The 17,668-nt window shown below is 73.7% G+C and carries 20 protein-coding genes and 2 pseudogenes; 11 read left to right on the top strand and 11 right to left on the bottom strand.

What is annotated here, in order from left to right; all coding sequences use genetic code 11:
* Positions 1–17 precede the first annotated feature (17 nt).
* Positions 18–842 carry a nitroreductase/quinone reductase family protein gene (locus ACLQ2U_RS27750; RefSeq protein ID WP_425753855.1) on the bottom strand — a complete coding sequence of 275 codons (825 nt, stop codon included), beginning with the start codon at positions 840–842 and terminating at the stop codon, positions 18–20.
* A 367-nt stretch (positions 843–1,209) separates the two neighbouring features.
* Here ACLQ2U_RS27750 and ACLQ2U_RS27745 point away from each other — a divergent pair, with 367 nt between their 5' ends.
* Genes ACLQ2U_RS27745 through ACLQ2U_RS27735 form a run of 3 tightly spaced genes read left to right on the top strand, consistent with a single transcriptional unit; the run spans position 1,210 to position 4,176 of the window.
* Positions 1,210–1,977, top strand: a complete 768-nt coding sequence (locus ACLQ2U_RS27745) for a glycerophosphodiester phosphodiesterase (protein WP_425753854.1) — start codon at positions 1,210–1,212, stop codon at positions 1,975–1,977.
* Positions 1,978–1,997: 20 nt separating this feature from the next.
* A complete protein-coding gene (locus ACLQ2U_RS27740; RefSeq protein WP_425753853.1) occupies positions 1,998–3,407 on the top strand; it encodes an MFS transporter in 1,410 nt (469 codons plus the stop codon).
* 55 nt (positions 3,408–3,462) lie between these two features.
* On the top strand, positions 3,463–4,176 hold the full coding sequence (locus ACLQ2U_RS27735; RefSeq protein WP_425753852.1) for a thymidine kinase: 714 nt from the start codon (positions 3,463–3,465) through the stop codon (positions 4,174–4,176).
* A gap of 3 nt (positions 4,177–4,179) precedes the next feature.
* Here the strand turns inward: ACLQ2U_RS27735 and ACLQ2U_RS27730 are convergent, their stop codons facing one another.
* A complete protein-coding gene (locus ACLQ2U_RS27730) occupies positions 4,180–4,638 on the bottom strand; it encodes a hypothetical protein (protein WP_425753851.1) in 459 nt (152 codons plus the stop codon).
* A gap of 108 nt (positions 4,639–4,746) precedes the next feature.
* Here ACLQ2U_RS27730 and ACLQ2U_RS27725 point away from each other — a divergent pair, with 108 nt between their 5' ends.
* The 5 genes from ACLQ2U_RS27725 to ACLQ2U_RS27705 all read left to right on the top strand — a co-directional run bounded on the left by ACLQ2U_RS27725 (position 4,747) and on the right by ACLQ2U_RS27705 (position 10,448).
* Positions 4,747–4,875, top strand: coding sequence for a hypothetical protein (locus ACLQ2U_RS27725; protein ID WP_425753850.1), 129 nt, complete (start codon positions 4,747–4,749; stop codon positions 4,873–4,875).
* 248 nt (positions 4,876–5,123) lie between these two features.
* Positions 5,124–7,442, top strand: a complete 2,319-nt coding sequence (locus ACLQ2U_RS27720) for a glycosyltransferase (RefSeq protein ID WP_425753849.1) — start codon at positions 5,124–5,126, stop codon at positions 7,440–7,442.
* A 1-nt stretch (position 7,443) separates the two neighbouring features.
* Positions 7,444–8,274 (top strand): hypothetical protein, encoded by an 831-nt coding sequence (locus ACLQ2U_RS27715; protein ID WP_425753848.1) that lies wholly within the window; start codon positions 7,444–7,446, stop codon positions 8,272–8,274.
* Positions 8,267–9,982: a hypothetical protein gene (locus tag ACLQ2U_RS27710; RefSeq protein ID WP_425753847.1), complete on the top strand. Its 1,716-nt coding sequence runs from the start codon at positions 8,267–8,269 to the stop codon at positions 9,980–9,982. The genes ACLQ2U_RS27715 and ACLQ2U_RS27710 overlap by 8 nt, the downstream gene beginning before the upstream one ends.
* 91 nt (positions 9,983–10,073) lie before the next feature.
* Entirely contained in the window at positions 10,074–10,448 is a 375-nt protein-coding gene (locus ACLQ2U_RS27705; protein WP_425753846.1) for a VOC family protein, read from the top strand.
* An 80-nt stretch (positions 10,449–10,528) separates the two neighbouring features.
* Here ACLQ2U_RS27705 and ACLQ2U_RS27700 read toward each other — a convergent pair whose 3' ends face one another.
* Positions 10,529–10,828: an LLM class flavin-dependent oxidoreductase gene (locus ACLQ2U_RS27700; protein ID WP_425753845.1), complete on the bottom strand. Its 300-nt coding sequence runs from the start codon at positions 10,826–10,828 to the stop codon at positions 10,529–10,531.
* Positions 10,829–10,876: 48 nt separating this feature from the next.
* On the bottom strand, positions 10,877–11,875 hold the full coding sequence (locus ACLQ2U_RS27695) for a tyrosine-type recombinase/integrase (protein ID WP_425753844.1): 999 nt from the start codon (positions 11,873–11,875) through the stop codon (positions 10,877–10,879).
* A gap of 92 nt (positions 11,876–11,967) precedes the next feature.
* On the opposite strand from ACLQ2U_RS27695, the gene ACLQ2U_RS27690 reads away from it, so the two are divergent.
* The gene (locus ACLQ2U_RS27690; RefSeq protein WP_425753843.1) at positions 11,968–12,954 is read left to right on the top strand and encodes a helix-turn-helix transcriptional regulator; all 987 of its coding nucleotides are present in this window, start codon (positions 11,968–11,970) and stop codon (positions 12,952–12,954) included.
* Positions 12,955–13,039: 85 nt separating this feature from the next.
* On the opposite strand, the pseudogene ACLQ2U_RS27685 reads toward ACLQ2U_RS27690, so the two are convergent.
* The 5 genes and pseudogenes from ACLQ2U_RS27685 to ACLQ2U_RS27665 all read right to left on the bottom strand — a co-directional run.
* Positions 13,040–13,183: pseudogene (locus tag ACLQ2U_RS27685) on the bottom strand (GNAT family N-acetyltransferase); the annotation flags it as partial.
* A gap of 208 nt (positions 13,184–13,391) precedes the next feature.
* On the bottom strand, positions 13,392–13,862 hold the full coding sequence (locus tag ACLQ2U_RS27680; protein ID WP_425753842.1) for a DUF2087 domain-containing protein: 471 nt from the start codon (positions 13,860–13,862) through the stop codon (positions 13,392–13,394).
* An 87-nt stretch (positions 13,863–13,949) separates the two neighbouring features.
* Positions 13,950–14,357 carry a DUF6069 family protein gene (locus ACLQ2U_RS27675; RefSeq protein WP_425753841.1) on the bottom strand — a complete coding sequence of 136 codons (408 nt, stop codon included), beginning with the start codon at positions 14,355–14,357 and terminating at the stop codon, positions 13,950–13,952.
* A gap of 76 nt (positions 14,358–14,433) precedes the next feature.
* Positions 14,434–14,913 carry a MarR family winged helix-turn-helix transcriptional regulator gene (locus ACLQ2U_RS27670; RefSeq protein ID WP_425753840.1) on the bottom strand — a complete coding sequence of 160 codons (480 nt, stop codon included), beginning with the start codon at positions 14,911–14,913 and terminating at the stop codon, positions 14,434–14,436.
* A gap of 68 nt (positions 14,914–14,981) precedes the next feature.
* On the bottom strand, positions 14,982–15,479 hold the full coding sequence (locus ACLQ2U_RS27665; protein ID WP_425753839.1) for a MarR family winged helix-turn-helix transcriptional regulator: 498 nt from the start codon (positions 15,477–15,479) through the stop codon (positions 14,982–14,984).
* A gap of 68 nt (positions 15,480–15,547) precedes the next feature.
* Here ACLQ2U_RS27665 and ACLQ2U_RS27660 point away from each other — a divergent pair, with 68 nt between their 5' ends.
* On the top strand, positions 15,548–16,783 hold the full coding sequence (locus tag ACLQ2U_RS27660; RefSeq protein ID WP_425753838.1) for an MFS transporter: 1,236 nt from the start codon (positions 15,548–15,550) through the stop codon (positions 16,781–16,783).
* Between the two features lie 4 nt (positions 16,784–16,787).
* Here ACLQ2U_RS27660 and ACLQ2U_RS27655 read toward each other — a convergent pair whose 3' ends face one another.
* Complete coding sequence (locus ACLQ2U_RS27655; protein WP_425753837.1) at positions 16,788–17,177, bottom strand: cupin domain-containing protein; 390 nt, start codon at positions 17,175–17,177, stop codon at positions 16,788–16,790.
* Between the two features lie 101 nt (positions 17,178–17,278).
* On the opposite strand from ACLQ2U_RS27655, the gene ACLQ2U_RS27650 reads away from it, so the two are divergent.
* Positions 17,279–17,482 carry a helix-turn-helix domain-containing protein gene (locus tag ACLQ2U_RS27650; protein ID WP_425753836.1) on the top strand — a complete coding sequence of 68 codons (204 nt, stop codon included), beginning with the start codon at positions 17,279–17,281 and terminating at the stop codon, positions 17,480–17,482.
* Here ACLQ2U_RS27650 and tnpA read toward each other — a convergent pair.
* Positions 17,451–17,668, bottom strand: a pseudogene (tnpA, locus tag ACLQ2U_RS27645) (IS200/IS605 family transposase); the annotation flags it as partial. The gene ACLQ2U_RS27650 and the pseudogene tnpA sit on opposite strands and share 32 nt — an antisense overlap.

Genomic DNA, 17,668 nt, shown 5'->3' with positions numbered 1-17,668 from the left:
GGCGGGACCCCCCGACGTCAGGCCGACGCGTCCAGCACCGGCAACAACTGCTCCTCCTCGTACGTCAGGTGCGCCTCCACCGCGCCGGTCAGCCGGGCCACCTCGGCGCGCAGCACCGCCGGATCGGTGTCGGCGGCGGCGAGGATCTTTCCCAACTCGTCCAGCAGCGCCGCCATCGTCCGGTGTTCGGCGGCGAGCCGGTCCAGCGCCGGGGCCAGGTCGGGCCGCGCCCCGGCCAGCCAGGGGAACACCCGCTCGTCCTCGCCCCGGTGGTGGTGGCGCAGGCCCTGGCACAGGGTCAGGCAGTTCACCCGCAACTGGGCGCCGACCGTCGACCCGGCGGCGTCGACCTCCCGGCGGATCGACGCGAGCTCCCGCCGGAACGCGTCGTGCACGCTCTTCAGCGCGGCCCCCGGGGAGGCCGCGGCCGGCGTCGGCGGGCCGGGAAGCGGCACCAGCGCCACCACCGGCAGGACCCGGCCCGACCGGTCCTGGTAGTCCGCCCACCCCGGGTCGGCCTCGGCCGCGCGGGCGAAGGCCCGGTCCCGCTCGACCCCGGCGAGCACCTCCGCCCGCGCCCGGTAGGTGAAGACACCGTCCTCCACGGTGACCAGCGGGTCGGCGAGCACGTTGCGGAACCACTGCGGGTCCCTCGGCGCGCCCCCGGCGGAGGCGATGACCAGGACCCGCTCGCCGCCGTCGGGCAGGTATCCCAGTGGGGTGGTGTGCGGGGCGCCGGAGCGCGCCCCCGTGGTGGTCAGCAGGAGCAGCCGGGCTTCCTCGAACCACCCGCCGACGCGTCCGCCGTTGGCGCGGAACTCCTCGATGATCTGCTTATTCATGGCATTGGGCATGCGTGTCAGTGCTCCAGGCAGTGGGGTCCGCCGCGCGTGGACACGGCGGAACGAAAGATGGGGACACGGGCCGTCGACCGACGGCCTCGGGGAAGCGGTGCGCGGTGGCCTCGGGGAAGCGGTGCGCGGTGGCGGGGGCACGTCACCCGCCCGGCGGAGGGCCGATGGTGTGGTGCGGAGCAGGCGGCGGACCTCGGGCCCGCCCGCGGCTCACGCGCTCGCCGGGTGCCCTGTCCGCTCGTGGCCCATGGCCGACCCGGCAGTCACGACGTTGAACCTACTGTCCGCGGCGCCGTGCCGGCAACACCCGGCGCACCACGCCAACCGGTCACCGCCGACCGGCATACTGCGCGGCGTGCTGACCCGATACGGCTACCTCGAAGGCCCCGCGCCGCTGGCCTTCGCCCACCGCGGCGGCGCCGCCGACGGCGACGAGAACACCGCCGAGGCGTTCGCCCGGGCGGTCGGCCTCGGCTACCGGTACGTGGAGACCGACGTGCACGGCACCGCCGACGGGGTGGCCGTGGTCTTCCACGACACCACCCTGCGGCGGGTCACCGGCGAGTCGGGGCGCATCGCCGACCTGCGCTGGGCCGACCTCGCCTCGGTACGCGTCGGCGGCGCCGCCGTCGTACCCCGGCTCGACGAGGTCCTGGACGCCTGGCCGCAGGTCCGGTTCAACATCGACGTCAAGGCCGACCGCGGCGTCGAGCCGACGGTGGCCACCGTGACCCGGGCCGACGCCGGCGACCGGGTGCTGCTGGCGTCGTTCAGCGACGCCCGGCTGACCCGGCTGCGGGCGCTGACCCAGGGGCGGGTCGCCACCAGCCTGGGCATGCGCGGGGTGGCCCGGCTGCGGCTGGCCTCGCTGCACGGCCGGCCGCAGCGGCTGCCCCCGTCGGTGGTCGCCGCCCAGGTCCCGCCCCACTACGGCCGGGTGCCCGTGGTGGACCGCCGGTTCCTCGCCTACTGCCACCGTCTCGGACTGCAGGTGCACGTCTGGACGATCGACGAACCCGCCCAGATGCACGACTTACTTGATCTTGGAGTGGATGGCATCATGACCGATCACGTCGGCGTGCTGCGCGACGTTTACCGCAGCCGCGGCCACTGGGCCGCCTGAACCCCTGGCGGAGGAACCCGATGGCCGAGACCGTCACCCCTGCGGTGGGCGATCCACCGCCGGCCAGCACCCGCCGCGAACGCAGGGGCTGGTACCTCTACGACTGGGCCAACTCGGCCTTCCAGACCACCGTCATCACCGTCTTCCTCGGCCCGTTCCTCACCACCGTCACCGAGCTGGCCGCCGGCTGCGAGCTCGGCGCGGACAGCTGCGACGGGTACGTGCACCCGCTGGGCATCCGGGTCGCCGCCGGCTCCTACTACCCGTACCTGATCTCGCTGTCGGTGTTCCTCACCGTCTTCGTGCTGCCGGTGATCGGCGCGGTCGCCGACCGGTCGACGCACAAGAAGCGGCTGCTGGCCGCGGCCGCATTCACCGGCGCCGGCGCCACCATCGCGATGGCCCTGGTCACCGGCGAGCGTTACCTGCTCGGCGGGGCGCTGTTCCTGATCGCCAACATCAGCTTCGGTGCCGCCGTGGTCGTCTACAACTCGTTCCTGCCGCAGCTCGGCGGCCCGGACGAACGCGACGCCATCTCCAGCCGCGGCTGGGCCATCGGCTACCTCGGCGGCGGCGTGCTGCTCGCGCTGAACCTGGTCGCGGTGACCATGCTCAGCGAGGAGGGCAACCCGCAGCGGACCCTCGACCTGGCCCGCTGGTCGATCGTGTCGGCCGGCGTCTGGTGGGCGGCGTTCACCCTGGTACCGCTGCGCTGGCTACGCGAACATCCGGCCGCCGCCGTCGCCGTCGCCGCGGCCGCGGCCCGGGCCGGCGGCGGCAACGTGCTCACCGACGGGTTCCGGCAGCTCGGCCACACCCTGCGAAATATCAAGGCGTACCCGCTGACGCTGTTCTTCCTGCTCGCCTTCCTGATCTACAACGACGGCATCCAGACCGTCATCACCCTGGCCAGCCAGTACGGCACCAAGGAACTGCGGCTGGAGCAGAGCACCCTGATCGTGACGATCCTGCTGGTGCAGTTCCTCGCCTTCGGCGGGGCCCTCGCCCTCGGCGCGCTCGCCGGGCGCATCGGCGCGTGGAAGACCGTGCTGCTGTCCCTGGTGCTCTGGACCGGTGTGATCATCGCCGCGTTCCGGCTGCCCGCCGAGGCACCGCTGCAGTTCATGCTGCTCGGCGGGGCGATCGGGCTGGTGCTCGGGGGCAGCCAGGCGCTGAGCCGGTCGCTGTTCAGCCAGCTCATCCCGGCCGGCAAGGAGGGCGAGTACTACGGCTTCTACGAGATCAGCGACAAGGGCACCAGCTGGCTCGGGCCGCTCGCCTTCGGCCTGGTGTTCCAGCTCACCGCCTCCTACCGGGTGGGCCTGGTCTCACTGCTGATCTTCTTCGTGGTCGGCTTCGCGCTGCTGGCCGCCGTGCCGATCCGGCGCGCCATCGTCGCCGCCGGCAACACCCCACCCCGGGTGCTCTGACCCGCCGCGGTCATCGGCCCGATCGGACCGGGTCGATGGACTAGGCTGCCCCGACGTGACCGACGACGCCGCCGCCCCGACCTGCCTGGCCCGCCCCCTCCCGGGCCCGGACGACAGCCGGGTCGGCTGCGCCGCCGCGCGCGGGGTCGACGGACGCCCGCTGCACGCCGCCGCGCTGAAGTTCTTCTGGGGGCCGATGGACTGCGGCAAGTCCACCATGGCCCTGCAGATGAACTACAACCACGCCCGACAGGGCCGCCGCGGCCTGGTCACCACCCGCATCGACCGATCGCTGGGCCCGCAGGTCACCAGCCGGATCGGCCTGGCCCACAAGGCCGTCGAGGTCACCGACAACCTCGACCTGCGCGCGCTGGTCCGCGACACCTGGGCCGAGGGGGTACGCGTCGACTACCTGATCTGCGACGAGGCGTCCTTCTACAACGTCGCGCACGTCGAGCAGATGGCCGAGCTGGTCGACGGCTACGACGTCGACGTGTACGCGTTCGGCCTGGCCACCGACTTCCGCTCCTGCCTGTTCCCGGCCGCGCAGCGACTGTTCGAACTGGCCGACGAGGTGGCCCGGATCCAGATCGAGGTGCTCTGCTGGTGCGGCCGGGAGGGGCTGCTCAACGCCCGCGTGGTCGACGGCCGGGTGGTGCGCGAGGGCGCGCAGGTCGTCATCGGCGACACCATGGACACCGCCGAGGTGCGCTACCAGGTGCTCTGCCGGCGGCACTACCGCAGCGGCGACCTCGGCCCCCGCACCTGAGGGTCAGAACGGGTCACCGCAGACCCGCCACTCGCCCTTCTCCCTGACCACCGGCAGCGTCCGCTCCTCGCTGGCGCCGCCGTCCCGGGTGACCCGTACGACCACCTCTCCGGTGGGCCGGCCGGCCTTGGTGCGTACCGACACGTCGACGATCTCGTAGCCGCTGACCACCGGCGGGGTCTTCACCCAGCCGGCGAAACCGACCTCGCTCCACCGGCTGCGGGCCTGCGCGCAGAGCCGCTCGTAGGCGCGGTCCACCTCGCCGGCGGACACCTCATGGAAGAAGCCGTCGGCGGTCTCCCGGACCGGGCCGCTGGCCTGGGTGATCACCTGCACGTTCCAGACGCCGAGTCCGGCCACCCCCACCAGGCACAGGATCATGGCGAAACCGCCCAGCACCAGACCGGTGCGCACCGGCCGGCGGGGCCGGGCCGGTCGGGTCCACGCCTGCTCACCGCCCATCACCTGCGACCGTATGCGCCCGGTACGCCCACGCGCAGGAACATCGCCCCGGTCGCGCCCGGCCCGGCATCGTCCACCGTCGGCGCGCACCCGGAAAAAGAGTGACGGATGAGCCGCTACGTGCAGCTCGTACCGACCCTCACGATCCGGCCGCTCGCCCCGGCCCTCGCGGACACCCTCGCCGCGATCACCGGCGAGCTGCACGACACCCTGGAGCACCTCGATCTGCTCGGCTGAGCCGGCCCGACAGTCGTACACCGCGAATCAGACATACGTTTACATCAGGGACGCCCAGGTCCCACACGCTCCGGGCCCATTCCCGAGTGGCCGCTGGGTTCGGCTAGCCTGGGGCCGGTCGTCAGTTCCAACCTCGGAAAGTGGTGTCGTGAAATACCAGGCGTGGATCGCCAACCTCGTCCGGTGTCGCACGGCGGCGAGCCGTCTCGCCGCGCCCGCGACGCACCCGGCACCCAGAAGGGGGCGGCGTGGCCCCTCGGCTTAGCATCGTCGTCCCGTTCTACAACGTCGGTGACTACATCCGCGACTGCCTCGAGTCGCTGGCCCGGCAGACGTACCAGGACTACGAGGTCGTCATGGTCGACGACGGCTCCCAGGACCACAGCGGCGACATCGCCCGCGCGTACGCCGAGCGCGACCCCCGCTTCCGGGTGGTGACGCAGGAGAACCAGGGCCTCGGGCCGGCGCGCAACACCGGCACCCGGCACAGCGAGGGCGAGTTCATCACCTTCGTCGACAGCGATGACCTGGTCCCGCCGTACGCCTACGAGTCGATGGTGCGCTCCCTGGACCGCAGCGGCTCCTCGTTCGTGGGGGGCAACGCGCGCCGGTTCAACAACACCTCCGGCGTGCGGCCGTCCTACCTGCAGAGCATCGTCTTCACCGCCGACCGGGAGGCCACCCACATCCTGGAGTACCCGGCGCTGGCGCTGGACCGGATGGTCTGGAACAAGCTCTACCGGCGCTCCTTCTGGGACGAGTTCAAGCTGGAGTTCCCGCCGATCCGCTACGAGGACTACCCGGTCACCCTCAAGGCGCACCTGGACGCGGTGACCGTCGACTGTCTCGCCGCCCCGGTCTACTTCTGGCGCGAGCGCGAGTCCGGCGAGTCGATCACCCAGCAGAAGTTCAGGTACGACAACCTCGCCGACCGGATCCTCTCGGCCGAGATGGTGCTGGACCTGCTCGACCAGCGCGCCCCCGAGCTGCGCGACCGGGTGCACCGGCACTTCGCCCAGATCGACCTCGCCACCGTGGTGCAGGCCTTCGCCACCGCGGAGGTGCACGAGGAGCAGCCGCTGGTCACGCTGGGCCAGCGGCTGACCCACCGGCTCGACCCGGGGATCCTCCAGCGCGCCTCGACCTACGACCGGTTGCAGTACAGCGCCCTGGAGGCCGGCGACACCGACCTGCTGCGCCGGCTCGCCGAGTTCCGCGTCGAGGGCGGGCTCACCGGCGGGGCCCGGGCCCGCAGGCACGCCGTGCTGCCCTGGCGGTTCCAGAACCGCTACCCCACCGCCACCGGCACCTCGACGGTGCCGCGCCAGCTCTACCGGCTGCGCCGGCGGGAACTCAGCCTGTACACCACGGTCACCCAGATGACCTGGGACGACACCGCGCTGGTGATCCGGGGCACCGCCGAGATCCGGCACCTGCCGGTCGGCGGCAACTCCGCGCTGCGGCTGACCCTGGTCGCCGGCGGGCTGCGGATGGACCTGCCGGTCGAGCGGTTCAACACCCGGGACTCGCACCGCGAGGAGACCCTGGTCGGCTTCGAGACGCGGGTGCCGCGGGCGGTGCTGGCCAAGCTGCCGGCCGACGTGTCGGGTGCGCGCATCAAGGTGAACCTGCGCGCCGGCGGGCTGCACCGGCGGGGCATGCTGCGCAACGCGCAGCCCGGCAACCCGCAGAACGCCATCGGCTCCTGGGTCACCGACGACACCTGGATCCAGCCGGGCGCGACAAACGCCGGCGAGATCATGCTGCGCCGGATGATCCGGCCGCTCGAGCTGACCGGGGCCACCGTCGGCGACGAGGAGATCGTCCTCACCGGCCGGATGCCCACGGCGCTGGACGGGGCGCGCCTGCAACTGGCCCGCTCGTCTGGGACGGTGCAGGTCGACCTGCAGACCCGGCCGGAGGGCGAGCGGCTGCGGTTCACCGCCCGGCTCCCGCTCACCAGCCTGATCGACAGCGCCAGCCCGGACGACCCGTTCACCCTGCGCACCACCCGGGTGCCGAGCATCGACGACGGCGGGGAGCGGCGCCTGCTGCTCGCCACCGGCCTGGACGGCCCGGTCTCCGCCGTGCACAAGGACCGGGTGATCACCATCACCCGCTCCTCCGGCCAGTACGTCAACGTCTTCGAGGGGCCGCTGCGGCTGCGCGCCGACGAGGTCGAGGCGGTGCCCACGGGCGCTGGCCACCGCCTCGTCGTCCGAGGTCAGCTCTGGGACGACGGCGATCCCGGCGCCGTCGTCTGGCGGCGTTTCGTCGACGCGGCCGACCACCACGTGGACGTGCCCTGCCGGGTCACCCGGGAGGAGGGCGTCTGGTCCGCCGAGGTCGACCTGGCGGAGCTGCTGGCCCCGGAGTCGACGGCGCAGCCGGGCAGCGACCTGCTGGCGGACTGGACGCTGTGGGTGCTGCCCCCGGCGGATGAGTCGCCGTACGCCCTTCAGGCCGACGTGTTCCTGGTCGCCCAGCTGCCGCTGTCCGTCGACGTCGACGGACGCTCCACCGGCCTGCATCCCCGCTCCGGCCGCCTGCATCTCGAGGTTCGGTGACATGCACCATCACAACCACTACTACGGCCAGACCCACATCCTTGCCCGGCACTGCGGCCTGGACGACGAGTTCCCGCCCCGGATCCGGGGCTACCTGCAGCACGGCTGGAACGTCGGCTGCGGCTGGAACCCGGTGCACGAGTTCTTCGACGGCGCCTGGCGGTACGTGTGGAGCGACGCGCCCCGGCGGCGCGGTCACTCCCTCGGCCGCCGCAACTACCACGTCATCGGCGCCCCCTGGCTCTACCTGATGGACCTCGAACCCGAGCTGGGCGTGGTGCCCGAGGAGGAGCGGGAGGGCACCTTGTGGTTCCTCTTCCACGGCTGGGAGGGCGGCAAGATCCAGGGTGATCACGCCCGCCTGATCGACGAGATCCGGGAGACCGAGCCCGGCCCGGTGACGTTCAGCCTCTACTACACCGAGTACGACCGCCCCGAGGTGCGCCGCTTCTACGACAAGGCCGGCTTCGACGTGGTGAGCTTCGGCCGGCGCGGCTGGAACTACGAGGGCACCGACCGGCGCTTCCTCTACAAGCAGCTGGCGGCGTTCCGCCGGCACAAGCGGGTGGCCGCCAACCGGCTGTCCACCGCGGTGTTCTACGGCGTCGCCGCCGGCTGCCAGCCCGCCGTGTACGGCGACCCGATGGCGATGGAGGGCGAGAACCCGGTGTTCGGCGGCACCGCCCGCGTCGCCCGGCTCTGGCCGGAGATGCACGGCAAGGACATCGATGTCGCGGTGGCCCGGGACATCACCGACGAGGAACTGGGCCGGGCGTGGATGATGTCGCCGGCCGAGATGCGCATGCTCTTCGATTGGAACGAACGTGACTGACAACGGCTCGATCAACGTCGAGGTCGTCCGGGGCGAGATGCAGCCGTGGACCGACTACTCGGGCGGCCGCGCACCGGCCGGTGGACCGGTGCTCGCCGCCCTGCTCGGTGACCTGCTGCCGCAGTCATCGCGCGCGCTGGTGGTCGGCCCGCACGGCAGCGACGTCATCGACGTGGTCGCCGCGCGTAGCGCCCGTACCACGGTGCTGGTCCGCTCGGTCAGCGACGCGGAGGCGCTGCGCGCCGCGACGCCGAACCCGGACGTCACGGTCGTGGCCGGCTCGCTCGACGGGCTGGTCGACAGCCTCGCCGAGGGTGAGGCCTTCGACCTGGTGCTCGCCGCGGACGGTGTGGACCGGGTGATGGGTCACGACTCGCCGCAGCAGGACTGGCAGACGCGGGCCACCGCGCTGGCCCGTACCGCCGCCGCCGGCGCGCTGGTGCTGGTCGCGGTGCAGAACGACTTCGGGCTGACCGAGCTGTTCGACCGGCGCCCGGCCCACGAGCGGCACGGCGACGACGAGTGGTGGCCGCTGCACGACGACCCGAGCCGGCCCACCTCCCCGATGCAGGTCCGGGAGGCCCTCGCCGGGCTGGGCCTGGAGTTGTCCACGCTCTGGTCGACGATCGACGTGGCGGGCGAGGCGCACACCCTGATCGAGGCCGACACGGCGGCGGCCACCCGGCCGGGCCGCCCGGCGGCCCGGATCGCGGTGCGCGCTCTGGACGCCGCGGCGACCGCCGCGCCGCTGCTGGCGCCTCTCGCCGAGAGCGTCGACGCCGCGGCCCGCGCCGGTCAGCTCGCCGCCGTCACGCCGGGCTGGCTCGCGGTGTGCGGGCCCCGGCCGGCCACCGCCCGCACCGTCTACACCCGGGGCGGCACGGCCTCCTCGGTGCTGGCCGCCGACCTCGCCGACGGCCGTTGGCAGCTCACCGCCGTGACTGGCGCCGGCGACCAGCCGACCGGCCTGTCCGCCGTCGACGGGGCCGCCGAGCTGCCGGACACCGAGTCGGTGGAGCGCCTGCTGTTCCGCGTCGCCGCCGCCGAGGACGTGCCGGAGTTCCGCCGGATCGCCGGCCGGCTGGGCGACTGGGCGCGCAAGCGCGCCGCCGACGCCGGCCCGGGCACCGTCATCTGCCTGGACGACACCGGCGTCGACGGCGACACCTTCGCCCGGGGCGTGCTGGCCTGGCGGACCACCGGGGACGCCAGCACCGCCGAGCTGCTCTCCGCCGCGTGGCACCGGTTCCAGGACCGGCTGATCGGCGGCCACCACCGGCACCCGTGGCCGCCGTGGATGACCGGGCCGGACCTGGTACGGACCTGGCTGGGGATGAGCGGCGAGGAGCCGACGGACGAGGTCCTCGAGCGGGGCCGGCGGATCGCCGACGACGTGGCCGCCGCCGCGGACGCCCGGCGCGCCGACGAGGCCGGCCAGGACCTGCGCACCTTGCTGGCCGACGCCGAGGCGGCCAGGACCCGGGCGGTGGAGCTGGCCGGGCACGTCTTCGGCCTGGAGCGCACCCTGAAGCTGCGCGACCAGCAGTTGAAGGTGCGGGAGACCCGGCTCCGGTCGTTGCGCTCGGAGATGAGCAAGTTCAAGGGTTCCAAGGCCGCCCAGATGGCCGAGGTGATCCGCAAGGTGGGGGTCATCCGCGACCCGAAGCGGTTCGCCCGGGCGGTCAGGCGCCGCATCCCGGGTCACTGACGCCGGTCGCCGGCCCGTCGCACGCCACGTGCGGCGGGCCGGCTTCGCGTACCTGTCAGGAGATGTCAGGTTCATCGGCGAGAGTGCGGGCATGACAGTTCACGCCGACCTCGCCATGGTCAACCTCGACAGCTCCGACCCGGCCGCGCACGCCGCCTTCTACCACCGCGTGCTGGGCTGGGAGATCGCCTACAGCCAACCCGAGTACGCGATGATCAGCAGCGGCGACGGCGTCTCGATCGGGTTCGGCCTGGTGGCCGGCTACCGGCCGCCGGCCTGGCCCGATGAGGCCGGTGGCAAGCGCTACCACCTGGACCTGTACGTCGACGACCTCGACACCGCGGCGAAGGAGTTCGAGGCGGCCGGCGCCACCCGGCCCGACTTCCAGCCCGGCGAGGGTCGCTGGGTGGTGCTGCTCGACCCGCTCGGCCAGCCGTTCTGCATCTGCCCCCGCCGTCAGGGCTGATCCCGACCCCGAGCGGGATCGGCGCCGGCATCCGTCAGCGCAGCGGGCCGCGGGCGACCGCGGCCCGCATCGCCGCCGGGTCACCGGCCCGGATGAAGGTCGTGCACCTCGGCCGGGGTGAGGTCGGCCCAGTCGTCGGTGTCGGTGAGCTTGTACGGCACGATCCCGTCCGCCCGGGCGGCCCGGCGCAGCACCGCCCCGGCCTGGGTGCTGCCGCCCACCCACACCGGCACCCGGGGCGACTGCACCGGTGCGGGTCGCAACGCCACCCCGTCGGCGCGGTAGTGGGCGCCGGCGTGGTCGACCCGCTCGCCGAGCTCGACCAGCAGGGACGCGGTCATCCTCGGGCCGCCGCAGGAGATCTCCAGTCCGTGTCGCATTCCCGGACCGTACGAGCGGGGCCCGACAGGAACCGCCCGAGCGGTCGGTCAGCCGCGGCGGCGGGCCCGCGCCGCCCAGATCACGTACGCCGGGTCGCGGTCGAGGTTGTGCCGGTCCCGGTCGTACCGGCGGGTGGTGCGCGGGTCGGCGTGGCCCATCGCGTCCTGCACGTCCTCCAGCGGCACCCCCTCGGCGCGGGCGGTGGTGGCGAAGGCGTGCCGCAGCGAGTGCGGGGACAGCTTCGCCGCCGCGGGAATGCCGGCGGCCTGGGCCAGCCGGCGGACCAGCCGGAACACCGAGTGCCGGTCAAGGCGGCCACCGGTGGCGGTGACCAGCAGCGGCCCGGTCAGCTGGTCCACGGTGACCCCTCGGGCTTCGGCCCGGGCGGCCAGGTAGGCGTCCACGGCGTACGTGGTGCCCGGGGTCAGCGCCCGGCGGCGCGGCCGGCCGCCCTTGCCGATGAACCGCACGCTGCGGTGGCCCCGCTCGGCGCCCAGGTCGTCGAGGTCGAGCGAGACCAGTTCGCCGACCCGCAGGCCGAGGTCGGCCAGCAGGGCGATCGCCGCCCGGTTGCGGGCGGCGGTCGGGCCGATGTCCGCCTCGGCGGCGGCCAGCAGGGCGTCCACCTCCTCCGGGGTCAGCCCCACCGTCGCCGAGTGGTCCCGGTCGATCCGGGGACGGTCCGCGCCGGAGACCGGGTTGGCGTCGACCACCCGCAGCTTGACCAGGAACTCGTACCAGCTGGACAGGGCGGAGAGCTTGCGGGCCACGGTGGCCGGGGTGAGCGGTCGGCCGCTGCGGGCGCCCAGGGTGGACTCCAGCTGGCGGGCGTAGGCGTTGACGTCCAGGAAGTTGGCCGCCAGCGGATCCAGCTCGCGGGCCGCGCACCAGGCCAGCCAGCCGGCGATGTCCCGGCGGTACGCGTCGCGGGTGTGCTCCGACAGCCGCCGGTTGCGCAGCCACGCCTCGGTGAAGTCGACCGGGCCGGTCGGCAGGGCGGGCCGGCCCGCGGTGCGGGGCAGGACCGGGACGTCGGGACGCGGCATGTGAAAGAGGTTCTCAGCCGTGGCCGGAATTGACCATGAGGCGCGCCCGACGGGATTCCGACACGCCGCCGGCGAAGGGCTACCGTCGTCGGATGCGCGCCAGCCGGCTGGTCTCCCTGCTGCTGCTCCTGCAGAGCCGGGGGCGGATGACCGCGCACGAGCTCGCCGACGCCCTGGAGGTCTCGGTGCGGACGGTCTACCGCGACGTCGAGTCGCTCGGCGCCGCCGGGGTGCCGGTGTACGCCGACCGCGGCCCGGCGGGCGGGTACCGGCTGCTCGACGGCTACCGCACCCGGCTGACCGGGCTGACCGCCGACGAGGCGGCCGCGCTGTCCCTGGCCGGCATGCCCGGGCCGGCCGCCGAGCTGGGCCTCGGCGCGGTCCTCACGGCGGCCGAGCTGAAGCTGCGCGCCGCCCTGCCGCCCGGGCTGGCCGAGCAGGGCGAGCGGATCCGGCAGCGGTTCCACCTGGACGCGCCCGGCTGGTTCCGCGACCCGGAACCCACCCCGTACCTCACCGCGCTGGCCGACGCGATCTGGCAGGACCGGCTGGTCGAGCTGCGCTACCAACGGTGGAAGCGACCGCGCGAGGTGACCCGGGTGCTGGCCCCGCTGGGCGTGGTGCTCAAGGCCGGCCGGTGGTACCTGGCGGCCCGCGCCGGCGACGACGTCCGCACCTACCGGGTCGGCGCGATCCTGGAGCTGACCGTGCGGGACGACCACTTCGACCGGCCCGCCGACTTCGACCTGGCCGCGTTCTGGCGGGAGTGGACCGACCGGTACGAGCGCGGCGTCTACCGCGACGAGGCCCGGGTCCGGGTCACGGTGGCGGCGTTGGAGTTCATGACGTACGTGTTCCCGTCGGCGATGAGTCGGGCGGCCCGCGCAGCCGCGGGCGAACCGGACGCGACCGGCTGGCTGCACACGACGGTGCCGATCGAGTCGGTGAGGCACGGGCACACCGAGCTGTTGAAGCTGGGCGCGCAGGTCGAGGTGCTCGCCCCCGCGGAGCTGCGGGACCTGGTCGCGGCGAGCGCGCACGCCATGGCCGCGTTGTACCCGGCCCCGCCGCCGGGGTGAGGGCGGGGGCCGACGCCCCCGCCCTCGGTGCAGCCGTCAGGCGGTGAGCCGCCGGCGGTGATGGTGACCTTGCGCGGCCCCGGTGCCCGGGTACGACGTACACCCGGGTGAGTTCGGCCCAGTCGGGGCGCAGTCGCAGCCCGGCACAGCCGGCCGGCCCGCCCCGGTGGTAGGCCACCAGCAGGCATCCGGTCGGCTCGACCAGGTCGTCGCTCGGCGACTCCGCCATCGCCGCCTCGACCTCGCCGGGGCGCACGGGCCGGCCGTGGTAGCGGCGGACCATCTCCGCGAAGTACCCGCGCAGCAGCGCGGTCGTGTCCGGCTCGTCGGGGTGGGCGGGCCGGACCACCCAGGCCGGCGCCGTCGTCACGGCTGCCTCCCGGCGGGCTCCGGTCGCCAGTAGACGCCGTGGTCGCGGACAAGCAGGAGGTGGTCGATCAGTAGCGGCGCAGCGTGACGTGGTCGGCCTCCCCGCCGTCGCACCAGGAGCGCAGGACGTCGTCGACCTCGCGTTCGGGGCGCCGCTCGCCGGGGGCGAAGGAGGTCTGCGCGATGTGCTCCAGCACGATCCGGCACCGGCTGCGCTGGGCCGGCAGGCGCAGCAGCGTCCGGTCCCGGACGAAGGTACGCAGGACGGCGGCGCGTGGGTCCGGCGCCGGTCCCGCCGGTCCGGCGACCCGCACCCGGGCGAACTCGCGCAGTCGTTCGGCGTCGATCCGCAGGCCGTCCCCGCCGTCGGTCACCACCTGGCCCTCGGCCAGTTTGCGGACCGCGGTGGCGGCTTCCCGGGTGGACAGTCCGGTGCGGGCCACCACGGCGGCGAGGTCGGTGTCGCCGAGGGCGATCGCGGCGAAGACTCGTCGTCGCCGGTCGTCGGCGAGCGCCGCGGCCAATGCGTGCGCTGTCATGCCCGGCAGCCTGTCAGCCGCCCGCCGCGCGGGCGAGGCATTTTTCCCGTGGCGCCGGCTCGTTCGCCGGCGCCACGACAACGGGTGTCAGCGCGTGCGGGAGGGCAGCAGGGCGACCAGGGCCACCGCGACCGCGAGGTGCATCGCGCCCAGCGTGACCTTGGTGCCGCCGGTGGCCTCGGAGGTGAACAGCGGAACGAACGAGAGCAGGGTCACCACCACGGCGAGCGCGGTCCAGATGAGGCCCGCCCGGGGGGTGAACCGCTCCAGCACCACCAGGGTCAGCCAGCCCAGCAGGGACGCCCCGAGGGAGAAGACCACGACCGGGCCGAGGCCGACGGTCGCGGTGGGCCGACCGGGGCTGGTGACGGTGAAGTCGACTCCGGCGGCCTTGCCGACGACCCAGATCAGGACGCAGGCCAGGACGGCGACGCCCACGCCGAGGGCGCGGCGGCGCGGGAATCTGGTGGTGGCGGGGTGCGTGGTCGCGCTCATGTGCTCCTCCTCGGGGGCGGAAACGAACACCTGCGACCGTACCAGATCGTCTTGGTCTGAACTATCTCGGTTTTAACTATGGACGGGGTGAACTTCCCGGCCCGCACGGACCGCACGGCCCGGACCGCGCCAACCGGCCGCCGACCAGGCTCTCCAGGCAGCGCAGGAACGTCTCGCGGTCGGGCGGCGCCAGGGTGGCCAGCACGTCCCCCTGGATCCGGGCGGCGATCTGCTGCGCCCGCGCCAGGACCTTCTCGCCCTCCGGGGTGACCTCCACCAGCCGGGCCCGGCGGTCGGTCGGCGACGGTCGGCGGCGCACCAGGCCGGCGCCCTCGAGCTGGTCCAGGGTGACCACCATGGTGGTCTTGTCGATCCCGCACAGGTCGCCGATCTGGCGCTGGGTGAGGCCGCCGGGTCGGGCCTTGCACAGCACGCAGTGCGCCCGCGGCGAGATGCCCAGCTCGGCCAGCCCCGCGGCGTGCTCACCCGTCAGCGCCTGACTGGCCGAGGAGAGCAGGAACATCAGGTCGGGGGCGTCGGGCGAGGGTGCGGTCATGCACCGAGGCTAACAAGATGGTCCGCGACGGGATCGTTTCGCCGCCGGACGATCGGCGGCGTGAGCGTTCAGCCCGACGAGCGTTCGGCGTGCAGGGAGACCTTCCGGAGCAGGTCGGCCAGCAATCGCCGCTCCTGCGGGGTGAGTACGCCCAGCAGGCGGTGCTCCTCATGCCCGATCACTTCCATCGCCGCCCGCCACGCCGCCCGACCGGCGTCGGTCAGCTCGACGTCGACCCGGCGCCGGTCGACGGTGGACGGGATCCGGTGCACGTAACCGCGCCGGACCAGGGTGTCGACCCGGGCGGTGACGGAGGCCGGGGCCATCCGCAGGTCGTCGGCGAGTTCCGAGGGGGCGGCCCGACCGCGCCGGCCCGCCAGGGCGTGCAGGGTGTCGAACTCGTGCGCCGGCAGGTCGAGGTCGAGCAGGGACCGCTCCTTGACCGCCCGCAGGTGCCGGGTGAACCCGGACATCCGGGTGACCGCCCCCTCGACGTCCGGGTCGAGGTCGGGCAGGACCGGCAGCCAGCGTTCGACGTGCCGGTCGGTGCGGTCGCGCTCGGTCATGATGACACTGTACGTCGACATCGAATTATTCGTTGACGAAAGGTTCGATGTCGAAGTACTTTTCGGAAGTGACGCACCCCCTCCGGCTCCCCGCCTTCCGCCTGCTCTTCTGCGCCCGCACCAGCTCCGCCCTCGGCGACGCCGTCGTCCCGGCCGCCCTGGCCCTGGCCGTGCTCCGCGCGACCGGTTCCACCGGCGCGCTGGCCCTGGTGCTGGCCTGCGCGATGGTCCCCCGGCTGCTCCTGCTGCCCCTCGGCGGCGTGGTGGCCGACCGGTTCGACGCCCGCCGGGTCGCCGTGGTCACCGACCTCGTACGCTGCGCCGCCCAACTGGTCGTCGGCGTCGAACTGCTGGGCGCGGGCCCGTCCCTGGCCCACGTCGCGGTGGCCTCCGCGATCGGTGGCGCCGCCTCGGCCTTCGCCATACCCACCGCCTCGCCGCTGGTCGCCGGCACCGTGGACGCCGACGGACGGCAACGCGCCAACGCCCTGATGAGCACCACCTCCAACGCCAGCCGGCTCGCCGGCCCGGCCCTGGCCGGCCTGCTGATCTGGGCCGCCGGCCCCGGCTGGGCGTTCGTCCTCGACGCGCTCTCCTTCGCCGTCAGCGCCCTGCTGCTGTCGGTCATCCGGGTCCGGCACGTGCCGGTGCCGAAGCGGTCGATCCTCGCCGACCTGACCTACGGCTGGCGGGAGGTGCGCGCCCGCGACTGGTACTGGACCAGCCTCGTCGGACACGGCGTCTGGAACGGCGCCGCCGCCGTGCTGATGACCCTCGGCCCCGCGGTCGCGGTCGACCGGCTCGGCGGCGAGGCGGTGTGGGTGCTGACGCTGCAGGGCGGCGCCATCGGCCTGCTGGCCGGCTCGCTGCTGGCCGCCCGGGTCCGGCCCCGCCGGCCGGTGCTGGTGGCCAACCTCGGCCTGGCCATGTACGCGGCGCCGCTGCTCCTGCTCGCCGTCGCCGCGCCGGCGCCGGCCGTCATCGGCGCGTACTGCCTCGCGCTGACCGCGTTGGGGTTCCTCAACCCGGTGTGGGAGACCGTGGTGCAGGGGCAGTTCCCGCCGCAGGTCCTCGCCCGGGTCAGCTCGTACGACTGGCTCCTGTCGCTGGGCGCCATGCCGGTCGGCTACGCCGTCGCCCCGGTGGCCGCGCAGGCCTGGGGCGCCGCCGCGCCGCTGACCGGCGCCGCGGTGCTCGTCGCGCTCGCCTGCGCCGGCACCGCCGCCGTGCCCGGGGTACGCCGGCTCACCTGGCCGGCCACCCCGGCGCCGCAGCCGGCCACCCCGGTGACGGCGGCCGGCTGACCGGTCAGAGCGGGTGGCCGGTGGTGGCGTCCACGTGGTCGGGGACCGCGTCGTGCCGGTCCCCGACGGTCACCGTGCCCGACGGTTCGAACATCAGGATCGACGCGCCCTCCACGGAGGACGGACGGTGCTCGACCCCGCGCGGCACCACGTACACCGCCCCGCGGGGCAGCACCACCGTCCGCTCACCGTCGCCGTCGCGCAGCGCGATCCGCAGTTCCCCGTCGAGCACCAGGAAGAACTCGTCGGTGTGGTCATGGGCGTGCCAGACGTGCTCGCCGGCCACCTTCGCGATGCGTACGTCGTAGTCGTTGACCCGGGTGACGATCCGCGGGCTCCACAGCTGGTCGAAGGCGGCCAGCGCGGTCGCCAGGTCGATCGGCTCGTCGCTCATCAGAGTCGCGGCGTGGATACCCCCGCCTTTCGGTGGGGGAGGAAACGCCGCTCCCTCCCTTCGGTGATCGTCTTATATGGACGGTTGGTAGCATGTGAGACGTGGGTGAGCTGGTGAAGCGGGCGTACAAGTACCGCTGCTATCCGTCGCCCGAGCAGGCTGATCAGTTGAACCGCACGTTCGGGGCCGGCCACGCCGCGACGCCCCGCGGTTCAGCAGTGAATAAGGCGGGAACCCCGGCTGTTTACGGCCGGAGGAACGCCGTCGCGGACCTGGACGCTTCTGGTTCTCGATGTACTCCTTGACCACGCCCAGTGGGGCACCGCCGCACGAGCCGGCGGAGTACGACGGGGACCACAGGTGATCGTCCCACAGATACCGACTGAGGTGGGACGAGAACTCCTGCCGCAGATACCGGGCCGAGACACCCTTGAGCGAGTTGACCAACTTCGACAGAGCCACGGCTGGCGGGTAGTGCACGAGCAGGTGGA

Origin of the sequence: Micromonospora sp. DT47, assembly GCF_049844475.1 — a bacterium.
Classification (GTDB): domain Bacteria; phylum Actinomycetota; class Actinomycetes; order Mycobacteriales; family Micromonosporaceae; genus Micromonospora.
The sequence above is the reverse complement of the archived record's forward strand: the minus strand, read 5'-3'. Positions and strand labels throughout refer to the sequence as shown.

Bases quoted from the DNA above. Each gene is read 5' to 3' on its own strand.
- ACLQ2U_RS27750 (WP_425753855.1), bottom strand. From the start codon at position 842: ATGAATAAGCAGATCATCGAGGAGTTCCGCGCCAACGGCGGACGCGTC.
- ACLQ2U_RS27740 (WP_425753853.1), top strand. From the start codon at position 1,998: ATGGCCGAGACCGTCACCCCTGCGGTGGGCGATCCACCGCCGGCCAGC.
- ACLQ2U_RS27730 (WP_425753851.1), bottom strand. From the start codon at position 4,638: ATGGGCGGTGAGCAGGCGTGGACCCGACCGGCCCGGCCCCGCCGGCCG.
- ACLQ2U_RS27725 (WP_425753850.1), top strand. From the start codon at position 4,747: ATGAGCCGCTACGTGCAGCTCGTACCGACCCTCACGATCCGGCCGCTC.
- ACLQ2U_RS27715 (WP_425753848.1), top strand. From the start codon at position 7,444: ATGCACCATCACAACCACTACTACGGCCAGACCCACATCCTTGCCCGG.
- ACLQ2U_RS27705 (WP_425753846.1), top strand. From the start codon at position 10,074: ATGACAGTTCACGCCGACCTCGCCATGGTCAACCTCGACAGCTCCGAC.
- ACLQ2U_RS27700 (WP_425753845.1), bottom strand. From the start codon at position 10,828: ATGCGACACGGACTGGAGATCTCCTGCGGCGGCCCGAGGATGACCGCG.
- ACLQ2U_RS27695 (WP_425753844.1), bottom strand. From the start codon at position 11,875: ATGCCGCGTCCCGACGTCCCGGTCCTGCCCCGCACCGCGGGCCGGCCC.
- ACLQ2U_RS27690 (WP_425753843.1), top strand. From the start codon at position 11,968: ATGCGCGCCAGCCGGCTGGTCTCCCTGCTGCTGCTCCTGCAGAGCCGG.
- ACLQ2U_RS27680 (WP_425753842.1), bottom strand. From the start codon at position 13,862: ATGACAGCGCACGCATTGGCCGCGGCGCTCGCCGACGACCGGCGACGA.
- ACLQ2U_RS27675 (WP_425753841.1), bottom strand. From the start codon at position 14,357: ATGAGCGCGACCACGCACCCCGCCACCACCAGATTCCCGCGCCGCCGC.
- ACLQ2U_RS27670 (WP_425753840.1), bottom strand. From the start codon at position 14,913: ATGACCGCACCCTCGCCCGACGCCCCCGACCTGATGTTCCTGCTCTCC.
- ACLQ2U_RS27665 (WP_425753839.1), bottom strand. From the start codon at position 15,479: ATGACCGAGCGCGACCGCACCGACCGGCACGTCGAACGCTGGCTGCCG.
- ACLQ2U_RS27655 (WP_425753837.1), bottom strand. From the start codon at position 17,177: ATGAGCGACGAGCCGATCGACCTGGCGACCGCGCTGGCCGCCTTCGAC.